Genomic DNA, 12,764 nt, shown 5'->3' on the forward strand with positions numbered 1-12,764 from the left:
GCTCCTTATGAATACCCAGAGAGCAGCGTTAACGACAATCAGGTCGATGCTTGCCGTCCTCGGCGTCTCGCTCACACTCACAGGATGCGCCCTTCGGGAGACTGTCAGACTGGAGGCTGATCCTGGCGCTGTAATCGAAGCGGCCGGCATCGGCAGGGTGGTCGCAGAGGTTGAAACAGAAGAGATCTACAAGAACATCGTTCAAGTTACCGATGTCATGGTAGTCGATGTCGGGACCAAGGGAACGTCCGAGGCGATAGCCGTTGCCAATCAACGACTTTCGGAGCGAGGGTGGAGGATCGTCGCACCGAAGGGTGATTTCATTCATATGGAGTCCGCAAAATGGGACCAGATCAGCGTCTGGATCGAGTCGCTGAAAGGGCTGAACGGCTTGGCCGACTGGGTCGCCGAGGATCCGCAGATCAAAAAGGCAAAGGACGTTTGTCGCCTGCGCTCGGATTCGTGTGTTCTGCTGTCCGTAATACCCTACCGCTAGTAATCTGTAAGATCCTAGAAAAATTCGAATTCAGCCCGGCGATGCCCATCCCGCAGTGGCAGTACACGATGAAGAGGAGGAGTGCTGTCAGAAAGGGGAACCCGTCGCCGGGTCTGGACAAATGGGCAGAGGTAAAACCGCGCTCTCTCGTCTGAAGTCGTCCACAACGTCGATGCTCACCCGGGTCCTCGGCCAGATCGTGAAGCTGGTCGAAGAGTCACATGGCCTCGGTCCTGGATCCTCCGGGCGCGCCGGGTTAGCTACATAGACGTAGTGCCTATATGGGCGGTCGTTCAGCGTCCTTCGGTTGGACGCTTGCGGGTTGATATTTTGTCGCTCCTTCAAGTTGGTGTAAGGGGACCGCTTTCACATCCTGTAGGACCCGGCGGGGCAGTAGCCTTACTGAGACAAATCGCATGAGAGGCCAGGTTGGTGAATGGCGGGGCTCAAGTCTCGCGAGACTCGACATTCGGCAAGCGATCGGGGCAAGCTGCGAGCTTTACCAAACAGAATACGCTTTCTGTCCGTTGAACTGGCCATCGCTGTGATTGGCAGGACTCCTGCTCGCGCTCGCCGTGCCGACCGATTGTGATGAGCAGTTTTGCCCACGCGTTCACCACGTTTGCGAGGTGACGGCGCTGTGGATCGATCTAGCGGCGCATGTACTCGATGGAGATCGGGAAGGTAAAGTATTACTGCATCAGGCGGCGGCGTAATGCGCGTAAGGCGAGACGCGCGGAGCGTGTGCGGAGAAGGAAGGCCGTAAGAACGAAACAGGCGGCGGCCACGACGGCGATGAGGTTTGTAGGACCTCCAAAATGGCGAGGGATATGTCGGCGGGGACGGTGAGCAGGGTGAGTACGACGATGGCGCTGTTGGCGTGGTGGCTTTCGTCGTCCCGGGTGAGTCGATTGAAGTCGCTGATCTCGGTGAGGAGTTGTTCGAAGCGCTCGCGGAGCGTGTGCTGGCTCTGGTAGACGGTCAGGAGTTTGTTCGGGGTGCCGTGCGGGGTGAGGTGTTGGGCCCAGATCTGGTGGCGGAAGGTGCTGATCTGTTGTTCGAGGTCGGCCATCGCGGTGGTCTTGGCCGAGTCGAGTGTGGCGATGACCTCCAGGTGGGTCAGTCGGTGGTTTTGGAGTAGGCCGAGGAGGATGGCGTCGAGGTAGGTGGAGCGTAGGTAGACCTCGGCGTAGCCGAAGTACGGATCGTGGGTTCCTTGGTCGGGGCGCATGCCGATGACGGCCATGCCGTCGCGCAGGACGACGGCGTGCCAGTCGACGGAGAGCCGGATGACGTCGGTGTCGGTGGGTTCGAGGTTGGTGGGGTCCGGTGGTAGTGGGTGTAGCTGGTTCGTGAGGCGATGGACCAGAGCCATTGCCGGGCGGGTGGCCAGCGCCAGTAGCGGGGTTGGCGGTAGAGGGGGGAGGGTGCCGGCGGCTGGGGTGACGAAGGCGATGGTGTAGGGGCGGGCTTGGGGGTGACTTTGGCTTGGCCGTCGAGTGAGCGGATGGGGCACCGGATGAAGGGCATCTCCGGCCGCTACAGCCACGTCACAGAGGCGATGCGCACGCGTCTGGTGAAGGGCCTGCAGCGCTACTGGGAGCGGGCACGCGAGGCGGCTCGATGAGGGAGTGGAGCGCCATGACGTGCGCATGCTCCCGGTTCGCCTGGCGTCAGGTGACCGCGACCGGAGCTCCGATAGGGAGCCATCCATGACCACTACCCGTACGAGGGTCGGGCAGCGATCTTCCGGGAGCAGTGTGCTCCCATTTCCATGGTCAACGGTGTTCAAAAAGAAGATCCCCAGGCCGGTGACCTGGGGATTCGGTGGTGGGCGATACTGGGATTGAACCAGTGACCTCTACCGTGTCAAGGTAGCGCTCTCCCACTGAGCTAATCGCCCCGGCTTGCATCAGAGCGGACGACGGGATTCGAACCCGCGACCCTCACCTTGGCAAGGTGATGCTCTACCAACTGAGCCACGTCCGCGTGATCGCTTTGGGCTTGTGGCCCTCGGCGTGGTCACTACTTTAGCGGATTCCGGGAGTGCCGGAGTCCGTGGAGGTGGAGACGGGATTTGAACCCGTGTACGCGGCTTTGCAGGCCGCTGCCTCGCCTCTCGGCCACTCCACCGGGATGGTTCCCGAGCGGACGACGGGATTCGAACCCGCGACCCTCACCTTGGCAAGGTGATGCTCTACCAACTGAGCCACGTCCGCGTGCGCCCCTGTGCGGGGTCACAGGTGAACTCTATCGCTCCTCGGGCGTCCGGCGTACGCGCGAGGCCGACGGCGGTGGATTTGACGAAGTTTTCGCGGCGTGGATCGCCTGGGGGGCGGTGCGGCGGAGGGTGACGTCGCCGGCTCGGACGAACATCACGCGGTGGCCGAACTGGATCTGGTGGTAGACGAGCCTGCCGGTCACCCGGCGATGGCGGGCGGGGTTGCGGGAGGAGGCGCGGTAGTAGGAGGAGCGGACGGTGAGGCCGACGGTGTAGTGCTGGCCGGGGAGGAGGCGGTACTGGAGGGGAGTCAGCGGCTCGGGGCGGACGCCGGGCGGGTACGCGGCGGGTTCCGGGTACGCGCGGCCGTAGAGCGGGACGGGGCCGGCGCCGGGGCGGGGGGTGGCCAGGACGCCCTCGGCCGGTGCGGAGGCGGGGGCCCAGGCGGGGTCGTGGAACCAGGCGCGCCGGCCGAGGTACCAGATGGCGGTCCAGTCGCCGGAGCGGCCCGCGACGGCGTACGTCTGGCCGGTGGAGGCGCGGGCGGCGTGGTCGTACACGCTGGTGGTGGACGGCGCGCCGTCGGGGTGGCGGCCGGGGTCGCGGACCAGGGGGGCCGTCTCGTCCGGGGCGGAGTGGAGCCAGACGGCGGATGAGCCCTGGGACGGGCAGGGCCGGCGCGGGCGGTTGCGGACGCAGCCCGTGTAGCGGGGGCGGTTGGCCTCGAAGCGGGGGAGGATCATGACCATGGCGGACGAGGACGGCGAAGGCGGGGGCCACATCGCCTGGTCGTAGCCGGCGGACGGGCTCAGGGGGGCGCCGAGCAGGGTGAAGTAGTGCGCCCAGTCCCAGTACGGCCCGGGGTCCACGTGCATGCCGCGCACCGTGGCCGGGGTGGTGCCGGGGACGTTGTCGTGGCCGAGGATGTGGGCGCGGTCGAGCGGGATGTCGTACTTGTCGGCGAGGTACCTGACCAGCCTGGCCGAGGAGCGGTACATCGCCTCGGTGTACCAGGTGCCGCCGCTGGCCAGGTAGCCCTCGTGTTCCAGGCCGATGGAGTGGGTGTTGACGTACCAGTTGCCGCTGTGCCAGGCGATGTCGCGGGTGCGGACGTGCTGGGCCACCTGGCCGTCCTGGGATCTGAGCGTGTAGTGCCAGCTCACGTACTTCGGGTCGCGGCGCAGCCTGGTCATCGCGTCGTACGTCGTCTCGCCGTCGTGGATCACGATGTAGTCGATCCGGCGGCCGTCGAGGGTGCGGTCGTGGTTGCCGTACCTGCCCTTGGCGTAGGTGCGGTGGGCGGCGGGCAGCCAGTCGCAGGCGATCTCCGGGGGGCATTCCGCCGCGGAGTCGCGGAAGGGGGCCGGGTCCGGGACGGGGGCGGGGCGCAGGCGGACCCGGTGGCCGTCGTCGGTGGTGCGGGTGGCGCCGGTCCTGATCGTGGCGAAGACCTCGTTGGCGAAGGACGCGCCGGAACCGGGGGTGGGGGACGCGTACGCGGCTATCGCCTCCCGCCAGCCGGCCAGGTCGCCGGCGGGGGCGGTGGGGGCGAGGCGGCGGTGGTGGTGGGCCAGCAGGGCGGCGCCGCCCCGGATGTTGGCCGCGGGGTCGGTGCGCAGGGCGGCGGGGCTCAGGCCGGTCAGGCGGGCGGCCAGGGCGATCTGGTCGGTCGTGGTGGTGGTCGCGCGGGGGATCGGCGCGTGCGCGGGGACGGAGCCGTCGCCGCGGAGGTCGTCCGGCGCCCGCGGCGGCAGCTCGACGGGGGCGGTGAGGTGCATGGGGCCGTAGCCGCCCGCGGTGCTGGGCCGGCCGGCGTGGGTGTCCCAGCGCGACTGCAGGTAGGAGACGGCGAGCAGGATCTCCTCGGGTACGCCGTACGTCCTGGCGGCCTCGGCGTACGCGGCCTGGCGTGGGTCCTCGCCGGCAGGCGGGACGAACGGGGTGGAGGATGGGGTGGCGGCGGTGATCAGGGGGAGGAGGGCGGCCAGGGCGAAAGCGCAGGTGCGTGATCGGGGCATCTCGGCTGCTACTCCTTGTCCGGGTGATGTTGCTCAGGGTAGCCATCCGTGCCGCGCGTCCGGTTCAGGCGGCCCCTGGCGTGTTCGGCCGGAGAGGGCGCTGGGGCGGGTGGTGTGCGGGAGACTTACCAGGCTTCTCTTTGTTTTCTCTCGGATCTCCCGCTACAAGGGCGCAATCCTGCCCGAAATCGGGCAGGATGCTTGGTGTTCGGGCTCCTGGATGCGTAAGGTCCTGCTCTGTGTCCACGACTCGGCATCCTCATGAGGATCTGATCATCCATCTCACCCGGACCAGCGGGCTCGGTCCCGGCGAGGCGGCGCGGGTCATCGCGGACGTGCTGGCGTTCTTCTCCGAGCCCGCCGAGGAGTTCGTCCGCCGCCGCCACGCCGAGCTGAAGTCCGCGGGGCTGACCAACGATGAGATCTTCCCGAGGATCGCGGCCGAACTGCGGTCGCGGCGGGTCGCGGCGCCGGAGCTGTCCACAAGACAGCTCCGCAGGATCGTCTACGGGTAAGGAGCGCCTTTCTATGTGCGGAATTGTCGCCTATGTCGGGCCGAAGGACGCGGCACCGATCCTGTTGGAGGGGCTCCAGCGCCTGGAGTACCGGGGGTACGACTCCGCCGGGCTCGCCGTCCTCAACAAGGGGATCAAGACCCGCAAGGTCAAGGGCAGGGTCGCCGACCTCGCCTCCGCCGTGCCCGCGCGGTTCAAGGGCGGCATCGGCATCGGGCACACCCGCTGGGCCACCCACGGCGTGCCGAGCGACGTCAACGCGCACCCCCATCTCGACTCCTCCGAGCGGATCGCGGTGGTGCACAACGGGATCATCGAGAACGCCGACGAGCTGCGCGCCAAGCTGACCGCCGACGGCGCCGAGTTCGCCTCCGAGACCGACACCGAGGTGCTCGCCCACCTCATCGCCCGCACGGTCAAGGACACCGACACCCTCGCCGACGCGGTCAGGACCGCGCTGAAGTCGGTGGTCGGCACGTACGGGATCGCCGTCCTGGACGCCGAGCGGCCCGGCGAGGTCGTCGTGGCCCGCAACGGCAGCCCGATCGTGCTCGGGATCGGCGAGAAGGAGATGTTCGCCGCCTCCGACGTCGCCGCCCTGGTGCGCTACACCCGCCAGGTCGTGCACCTGGAGGACGGCGAGCTGGCCGTGCTCGACTCCGACGGCTTCCACACCTTCACCATGGACGCCCGCGAGACCGCCAAGGAGCCGCTGACCGTCGACTGGGACGCCGGGCACTACGACACCGGCGGCTACGAGCACTACCTGCTCAAGGAGATCTCCGAGCAGCCGGAGACCGTGGCCAGGACCCTGCGCGGACGGCTGGACGACCGCTTCCACATCGCCCACCTCGGCGGGCTGAACCTCACCCCGCACGAGACCCGCGCGTTCCGCCGGGTGAAGATCATCGGCTGCGGTTCGGCGTACTACTCCGGGCAGATCGGCGCGCAGCTCATCGAGGAGCTGGCCCGCATCCCCGCCGACGCCGAGCCCGCCAGCGAGTTCCGCTACCGCAACCCGGTCGTCGAGCACGACACGCTGTACGTCGCGATCAGCCAGTCCGGCGAGACCTACGACACGCTGGCGGCGGTGCAGGAGCTCAAGCGCAAGGGCGGGCGGGTGCTGGGCATCGTGAACACGGTCGGCAGCGCCATCGCCCGCGAGTGCGACGGCGGCGTCTACCTGCACGCCGGGCCGGAGGTGTCGGTGGCCTCGACCAAGGCGTTCACCTCCACGGCGGTGGCGTTCGGGCTGCTGGCGCTGCACTTCGGCCGGGTGCACGACCTCTCGCCCGCCGACGGGCGGCGCATCTGTGAGGGCCTGCGCCGGCTGCCCGGCCAGATCGCGGAGATCCTGGAGAAGGAGCAGGAGATCGCCGAGCTGGCCCGCAAGTACGCCGGGCACCCGAGCATGATGTTCGTCGGGCGGGTGCGCGGCTACCCGGTGGCCCGCGAGGGCGCGCAGAAGCTCAAGGAGATCTCCTACGTGCACGCCGAGGCGTACCCGGCCAGCGAGCTCAAGCACGGCCCGCTCGCGCTGATCGGCCCCGACATGCCGACGGTGGCGATCGTGCCCGACGACGAGCTGCTGGACAAGAACCTCACCACGCTCGGCGAGATCCGCGCCCGCGGCGGGCAGGTGCTGATGGTGGGCCACCGGGTGGCCGAGCCGAAGCTGGTCGACGACTGCATCGTGGTGCCCAAGAACGAGGTCGAGCTGGACCCGATCCTGCTCACGATCCCGCTGCAGATCTTCGCCTACCACGCGGCGGTGGCGCTGGGCCGCGACGTGGACAAGCCGCGCAACCTCGCCAAGAGCGTGACCGTGGAGTAGCGGAATGTGACCCCCTCTGTCCCTGTCCGGTGTCGTCTGTGACAGAATGCGACGTATGCCGGACAGTGCGTAGCGGGGAGGGGTCATGCGGCGGCGGCGCTTCTTCGCGGTGGGGGCCGGAGTGGCCGTCGCCGTCACGGGGAGCGCCGTGGGTGGGTGCTCCGGGCGCGGCCGGGCCCTGCGCGACGTGGCCGTCGTTCCCGCCGCCCGCGCCGACCCGCGGGTGCGCGAGGTCGCGGCGGCGCTGGCGCGCGCCCTGGCCCGGGAGCGGCTGGCGCGCCGGGTGCGGCTGGGCGGCGGGCCCGCGCAGGGGGCCTGGGTCGTCACCGGGCTCGCGGTGCTCGCCGCGGGCGAGGCGGGCGATGGCCGGGGCGCGGAGGAGGCGGAGGCGACCCCGCTCGCCCGGCTGGTCGGCGAGCGTCAGGTCGTGGTCGTGCCGCGCGGCTCGCGCCTGCGCGACTTCGGCGCGCTCGCCGACGCCCTGCGGCGCGACCCCGGCTGCCTCACCGTCGCGGGCGGCCCCGTCGGCGGCCCGGAGCACCTGCTGTACGGCCTGATCGCCCAGGGCCTCGGCGTGGACGCGCGGCGCGTGCAGTACCGCGCGTACGCGAGCGGCGACCAGGTCGCCTCGGCCATGCTCGGCGGCAGGGTGCCGGTGGCCATCGGCCCGGTGCGGGGCTGGCGCGACCGGGTGGCCGCCCGCCAGGCCAGGGCGCTGGCCGTCTCCTCGGCCGAGCGGCTGCCCGACGTCGAGGCGCCCAGCCTGCTCGAATGCGGCGTCGGCGTGGACTACGCCGACTGGTGCGGCCTGGTCGGGCCGCGCGGCATGCGCGAGGGCGAGCGCGACCTCGCGATCGAGGTGTGCGACCGGCTCGGCGACTCCCCGGTCTGGCGGGAGGAGTGCCGCGCGCACGGCTGGACGATGATCCACCTGACCGGCGACGGCTTCGGCGAGTGGCTCGGCACCGAGCTGGTCCGGATCAGGACCGTCCTCCGCGATCTCGGGCTCCGTACCCGCCCCGGCACAACTTGTAGGGGTACTTGCGTTGATCGCCACTAGATGTAGGATCTAGCGCGTCGCCGAGCCCGGGAACGCCCGGGCGGGCGGCGCGCGCGTGCCGTCCGGCGTGCGCGCGAGGTCCAGGCCCCCGCGGGGGTGCGGGGGACGACGCGGCGCGGGGCGCGGAGCCACGCGGCGTACTCTCGCGCGCCTATACCCCCGGGGGTATACGGAAGGGGAGTATGTGATCGACGTCGCCACCGCCTCCCAGGAGCGGCGCGCCGCCATCGAGCGGGCGGCCGCGGGGGTGATCGCCGAGCCGGAGAACTCCGGGGTCGCGGCCCGGCTGCTGGCCGAGGAGATCGCCGAGGAGGCCGCCGCGCACGGCGTACGCGCCTTCTCGGAGTCGATCGCGGCCACGCACGCCGCCGGGCTGATCCAGGACGAGCTGGCCGCCTTCGTGGCCGCCCGCGCCGCCGAGCTGGACGCCCTGGTGGACGAGGCCGCCGACGACCGCTTCGAGTACTTCGGCCTGCGCACCGTCTACGACCGCTACCTGCTGCGCCACCCCGAGACGCGCAAGGTGCTGGAGCGGCCGCAGCACTTCTTCCTGCGGGTCGCCTGCGGCCTGGCGGCCGGCTCGTACGACGACGCCGCCGAGCTGTACCGCCTGATGTCCACGCTGGCCTACCTGCCCAGCTCGCCGACGCTGTTCAACGCCGGCGCCCGCCGCCCGCAACTGTCCTCCTGCTTCCTGCTCGACTCGCCCCGCGACGAGCTGGAGGCCATCTACGAGCGGTACGCCCAGGTGGCGCGGCTGTCGAAGTACGCGGGCGGCATCGGCATCTCCTGGACCCGGGTGCGCTCGCGCGGCTCGCTGATCCGGGGCACCAACGGCCACTCCAACGGCATCGTGCCGTGGCTGCGCACCCTGGACGCCTCGGTGGCCGCGGTCAACCAGGGCGGCCGGCGCAAGGGCGCCGCCTGCGTCTACCTGGAACCCTGGCACGCCGACGTGGAGGAGTTCCTGGAGCTGCGCGACAACACCGGCGAGGACGCCCGGCGCACCCACAACCTGAACCTGGCCAACTGGATCCCGGACGAGTTCATGCGCCGGGTCGAGGCCGACGGCGTCTGGTCGCTGTTCGACCCCAAGCGGGTGCCCGAGCTGGCGGACCTGTGGGGCGAGGAGTTCGACGCGGCGTACCGCGCCGCCGAGGCCGAGGGCGCCTACGTACGGCAGGTGCCCGCCCGCGCCCTGTACGCCCGGATGATGCGCACCCTGGCCCAGACCGGCAACGGCTGGATGACCTTCAAGGACGCCGCCAACCGCACCTCCAACCAGACCGCCCGCCCGGAGAACGTGATCCACCTGTCGAACCTGTGCACCGAGATCCTGGAGGTCACCGGCGACAAGGAGACCGCCGTGTGCAACCTGGGCTCGGTCAACCTGGCCGCCCACCTCGCCGCGACCGGCGACGGGCTCGACTGGGCCCGGCTGCGCGCCACCGTGCGCACGGCGGTGCGGGTGCTGGACCGCACCGTCGACCTCGGCTACTACCCCACGCCGGAGGCGGAGGCGGCCAACCGCAGGTGGCGGCCGATCGGGCTGGGCGTGATGGGGCTCGCGGACGTGTTCTTCACGCTGCGGCTGCCGTTCGACTCGGCCGAGGCGCTGGCGCTGTCCACCCGGATCGCCGAGGAGATCGCGCTGGCGGCGTACGGGGCGTCGGCGGAGCTGGCGCGGGAGCGCGGCGCCCACCCGGCGTACGGCGAGACCCGGGCGGCGGGCGGGGTGCTGCACCCCGACCACTACCCCGGCGCCGTGCCCGCGCACCCGGAGGAGTGGGCGGCCCTGCGGGAGCGGGTCGCGGCCCACGGGCTGCGCAACTCGCTGCTGATCGCCATCGCGCCGACCGCCACGATCGCGTCCATCGCCGGGTGCTATGAGTGCATCGAGCCGCAGGTGTCCAACGTGTTCAAGCGCGAGACGCTGTCGGGGGAGTTCTTGCAGGTGAACCGGTACCTCGTGGCCGACCTGCGGCGGCTGGGGCTGTGGACGCCGCGCGTGCGCGACGCGATCAAGCGCGCCGACGGCTCGGTGCAGGACATCCCGGAGATCCCCGATGACCTCAAGGCGCTGTACCGCACCGCGTGGGAGCTGCCGCAGAAGGCGCTGATCGACCTCGCGGCGGCGCGGCAGCCGTACGTGGACCAGGGCCAGTCGCTGAACCTGTTCATCGCCGCGCCGACCATCGGCAAGCTGTCCTCGATGTACGCCTACGCCTGGCGCGCCGGGCTGAAGACCACCTACTACCTGCGCTCCCGCCCCGCCACCCGGATCGCGCAGGCGACCGTCCCGATCGAGCCGGAGGGGGCCGTCGCGTGCTCCCTGGAGAATCCCGAGGTGTGCGAGGCGTGCCAGTGACGACTCGACTGCTGCTCGACCCGGGCATGGACCTGACGCTGCGCCCGATGCGCTACCCGGGCTTCTACGAGCGCTTCCGCGCCGCGATCCGCAACACCTGGACGGTGGAGGAGGTGGACCTGCACTCCGACATCGCCGACCTGGCCGCGCTGGGCGAGCAGGAGCGGCACCTGATCAACCGGCTGGTGGCGTTCTTCGCCACCGGCGACTCGATCGTGGCCAACAACCTGGTGCTCAACCTGTACCAGCACGTCAACGCGCCAGAGGCGCGGCTGTACCTGAGCCGGCAGCTCTTCGAGGAGGCCGTGCACGTCCAGTTCTACCTGACGCTGCTGGACACCTACCTGCCCGACCACGACGAGCGGGCCAAGGCGTTCGCGGCGGTGGAGCACATCCCGTCCATCCGCGACAAGGCCGAGTTCTGCTTCCGCTGGATCGACTCCCTGGCGGAGCTGCGGCGGCTGGAGACGCGCGAGGACCGGCGGGCGTTCCTGCTCAACCTGATCTGCTTCGCCGCCTGCATCGAGGGCCTGTTCTTCTACGGCGCCTTCGCGTACGTGTACTGGTTCCGGTCGCGGGGCCTGCTCGGTGGGCTGGCCACCGGGACGAACTGGGTGTTCCGCGACGAGTCACTGCACATGGAGTTCGCCTTCGACGTCGTGGACACCGTGCGCGCGGAGGAGCCGGACCTGTTCGACGCCGAGATGGCCGCGCGGGTGACCGAGATGCTGGAGCAGGCCGTGGCGGCGGAGCTGGCCTTCGCCCGCGACCTGTGCGGCGACGGCGTGGGCGAGATGACGGCGGAGCGGATGCGCGCGTACCTGGAGTACGTCGCCGACCGGCGGCTGGCGCGGCTGGGCCTGCCGCCCAGGTACGGCTCGGCCAACCCGTTCGGGTTCATGGAGCTGCAGGACGTGCAGGAGCTGGCCAACTTCTTCGAGCGGCGGGTGTCGGCGTACCAGGTGGGGGTGACCGGCGAGGTCGCCTTCGACGAGGAGTTCTGAAGATCCCGATCCGAAGACCCTGGCGGTTACTTTACGCCCTGTTTGCGGCATTGTGGGGGAGGTGAGGTGAAAGGAGGTCATCGTCAGTGTCGTCGCTCCCCAACTGGGTCGTCATGGTCGGTGCCGTGCTGGTGGCGGTCGCGCTCGTCGAGGTCGTACGCCGCCTGCTCCGCTCCCGGCTGATCGGTGAGCGGTGGGTGCTCTCCGGCCCACTGGTACGACGATGCACCTGGCCCGGGTTCTCCACGGCCGCGGTGACCACCGCCAACATGGTGTACGTCCCCGACCCGCCCGGCGGGATCGTGGACACCTCGATCAACCTGCTGATGATCGCGTGCGTGTCCTGGCTGATCATCCAGGCCGCGTACGCGATCACGGACGTCGTCCTGGACCGCCTGGGCACGGTCGAGGGCGACTCCAACCGCCGCGCCCGGCGCACCCGCACCCAGATCGCGCTGGTGCGCCGGGTGGCCGCGGCCGTGATCATCGTCGTGGCGATGGGCGCGATGCTGTTCACCTTCCCCGCCGTGCGCGCCCTCGGCGCCGGGCTGCTGGCCTCGGCCGGCATCGCGGGCGTGATCGTCGGCGTCGCGGCCCAGTCCACGCTGGGCAACATGGTGGCCGGGCTCCAGCTCGCCTTCAGCGACGCCATCCGCCTGGACGACGTGGTCGTGGTGAAGGGCGAGTGGGGCCGGATCGAGGAGCTGACGCTGACGTACGTCGTGCTCCGGCTGTGGGACGAGCGGCGCCTGGTCCTGCCCGTCTCCTACTTCACCCAGAACCCCTTCGAGAACTGGACCAGGCACGGCAGCCGGGTGATCGGGCACGTCTTCCTGCGCGTGGACTGGTCGGTGCCGGTGGAGGAGCTGCGCTCCGAGCTGTACGCGTTCCTGCGCGCCCACCCGCTGTGGGACCAGAAGGACTGGACCCTCCAGGTCACCGACCTGCTGCCCAACGGGCTGGTCGAGCTGCGCGCGCTGATGAGCGCCGCCGACTCGGCCAGCGCCTGGGACCTGAAGTGCGACGCGCGGGAGTTCCTGGTGGGCTACATCAGGGAGAAGTACCCTGAGACCCTGCCCAGGTTCCGGGTCGAGGCCGTCGGCGAGCGTCCGGGCGCCGACCCCATCGGGCCTCCGCCGCGCGCCTTCGCCGCCCCCGGCGACGGGACGGCCGAGGGCGCCGAGCCCACGGCCGACGGCAAGGAGGACGGCCAGGGGTAGCTCGGCCATGGCGCCGGGGCCGCATGGC

General features: G+C 70.2%; 9 protein-coding genes and 4 tRNA genes. 7 read left to right on the forward strand and 6 right to left on the reverse strand.

All coding sequences use genetic code 11. From position 1 onward, the window contains the following. The first annotated feature begins 46 nt into the window (after positions 1-46). Positions 47-496: a hypothetical protein gene (locus HNP84_RS05465; RefSeq protein WP_185048247.1), complete on the forward strand. Its 450-nt coding sequence runs from the start codon at positions 47-49 to the stop codon at positions 494-496. Positions 497-1,196: 700 nt separating this feature from the next. Here HNP84_RS05465 and HNP84_RS05470 read toward each other — a convergent pair. The 6 genes from HNP84_RS05470 to HNP84_RS05495 form a co-directional block, all read right to left on the reverse strand. Beyond that, positions 1,197-1,871, reverse strand: coding sequence for a hypothetical protein (locus tag HNP84_RS05470; protein ID WP_185048248.1), 675 nt, complete (start codon positions 1,869-1,871; stop codon positions 1,197-1,199). Positions 1,872-2,324: 453 nt separating this feature from the next. Beyond that, positions 2,325-2,399: transfer RNA gene (locus tag HNP84_RS05475), tRNA-Val, on the reverse strand. 13 nt (positions 2,400-2,412) lie between these two features. Then, positions 2,413-2,485: transfer RNA gene (locus HNP84_RS05480), tRNA-Gly, on the reverse strand. Between the two features lie 70 nt (positions 2,486-2,555). Further along, positions 2,556-2,629, reverse strand: a tRNA-Cys gene (locus HNP84_RS05485). 13 nt (positions 2,630-2,642) lie between these two features. Continuing rightward, positions 2,643-2,715: transfer RNA gene (locus HNP84_RS05490), tRNA-Gly, on the reverse strand. 31 nt (positions 2,716-2,746) lie between these two features. Then, positions 2,747-4,735 (reverse strand): N-acetylmuramoyl-L-alanine amidase, encoded by a 1,989-nt coding sequence (locus HNP84_RS05495; RefSeq protein ID WP_185048249.1) that lies wholly within the window; start codon positions 4,733-4,735, stop codon positions 2,747-2,749. Positions 4,736-4,974: 239 nt separating this feature from the next. Between HNP84_RS05495 and HNP84_RS05500 the strand changes: the two genes are divergently transcribed. The 6 genes from HNP84_RS05500 to HNP84_RS05525 all read left to right on the forward strand — a co-directional run bounded on the left by HNP84_RS05500 (position 4,975) and on the right by HNP84_RS05525 (position 12,736). Further along, the gene (locus tag HNP84_RS05500) at positions 4,975-5,250 is read left to right on the forward strand and encodes a hypothetical protein (protein WP_185048250.1); all 276 of its coding nucleotides are present in this window, start codon (positions 4,975-4,977) and stop codon (positions 5,248-5,250) included. Between the two features lie 13 nt (positions 5,251-5,263). Beyond that, complete coding sequence (gene glmS, locus HNP84_RS05505) at positions 5,264-7,084, forward strand: glutamine--fructose-6-phosphate transaminase (isomerizing) (RefSeq protein ID WP_185048251.1); 1,821 nt, start codon at positions 5,264-5,266, stop codon at positions 7,082-7,084. A gap of 85 nt (positions 7,085-7,169) precedes the next feature. Beyond that, the gene (locus tag HNP84_RS05510; RefSeq protein ID WP_185048252.1) at positions 7,170-8,144 is read left to right on the forward strand and encodes a Bug family tripartite tricarboxylate transporter substrate binding protein; all 975 of its coding nucleotides are present in this window, start codon (positions 7,170-7,172) and stop codon (positions 8,142-8,144) included. 184 nt (positions 8,145-8,328) lie between these two features. Further along, positions 8,329-10,512, forward strand: a complete 2,184-nt coding sequence (locus HNP84_RS05515) for a ribonucleoside-diphosphate reductase subunit alpha (RefSeq protein ID WP_312923876.1) — start codon at positions 8,329-8,331, stop codon at positions 10,510-10,512. After that, complete coding sequence (locus HNP84_RS05520; RefSeq protein WP_312923879.1) at positions 10,509-11,516, forward strand: ribonucleotide-diphosphate reductase subunit beta; 1,008 nt, start codon at positions 10,509-10,511, stop codon at positions 11,514-11,516. The genes HNP84_RS05515 and HNP84_RS05520 overlap by 4 nt, the downstream gene beginning before the upstream one ends. Before the next feature lie 86 nt (positions 11,517-11,602). After that, a complete protein-coding gene (locus HNP84_RS05525; protein ID WP_312923882.1) occupies positions 11,603-12,736 on the forward strand; it encodes a mechanosensitive ion channel family protein in 1,134 nt (377 codons plus the stop codon). Positions 12,737-12,764: the final 28 nt, after the last annotated feature.

Origin of the sequence: Thermocatellispora tengchongensis, assembly GCF_014202315.1 — a bacterium.
Classification (GTDB): domain Bacteria; phylum Actinomycetota; class Actinomycetes; order Streptosporangiales; family Streptosporangiaceae; genus Thermocatellispora; species Thermocatellispora tengchongensis.

What these genes read in the sequence shown, in the direction of transcription:
- HNP84_RS05465 (WP_185048247.1), top strand. Translation starts at nt 47, where the DNA reads ATGCTTGCCGTCCTCGGCGTCTCGCTCACACTCACAGGATGCGCCCTT.
- HNP84_RS05470 (WP_185048248.1), bottom strand. Translation starts at nt 1,871, where the DNA reads ATGGCTCTGGTCCATCGCCTCACGAACCAGCTACACCCACTACCACCG.
- HNP84_RS05495 (WP_185048249.1), bottom strand. Translation starts at nt 4,735, where the DNA reads ATGCCCCGATCACGCACCTGCGCTTTCGCCCTGGCCGCCCTCCTCCCC.
- glmS (WP_185048251.1), top strand. Translation starts at nt 5,264, where the DNA reads ATGTGCGGAATTGTCGCCTATGTCGGGCCGAAGGACGCGGCACCGATC.
- HNP84_RS05510 (WP_185048252.1), top strand. Translation starts at nt 7,170, where the DNA reads ATGCGGCGGCGGCGCTTCTTCGCGGTGGGGGCCGGAGTGGCCGTCGCC.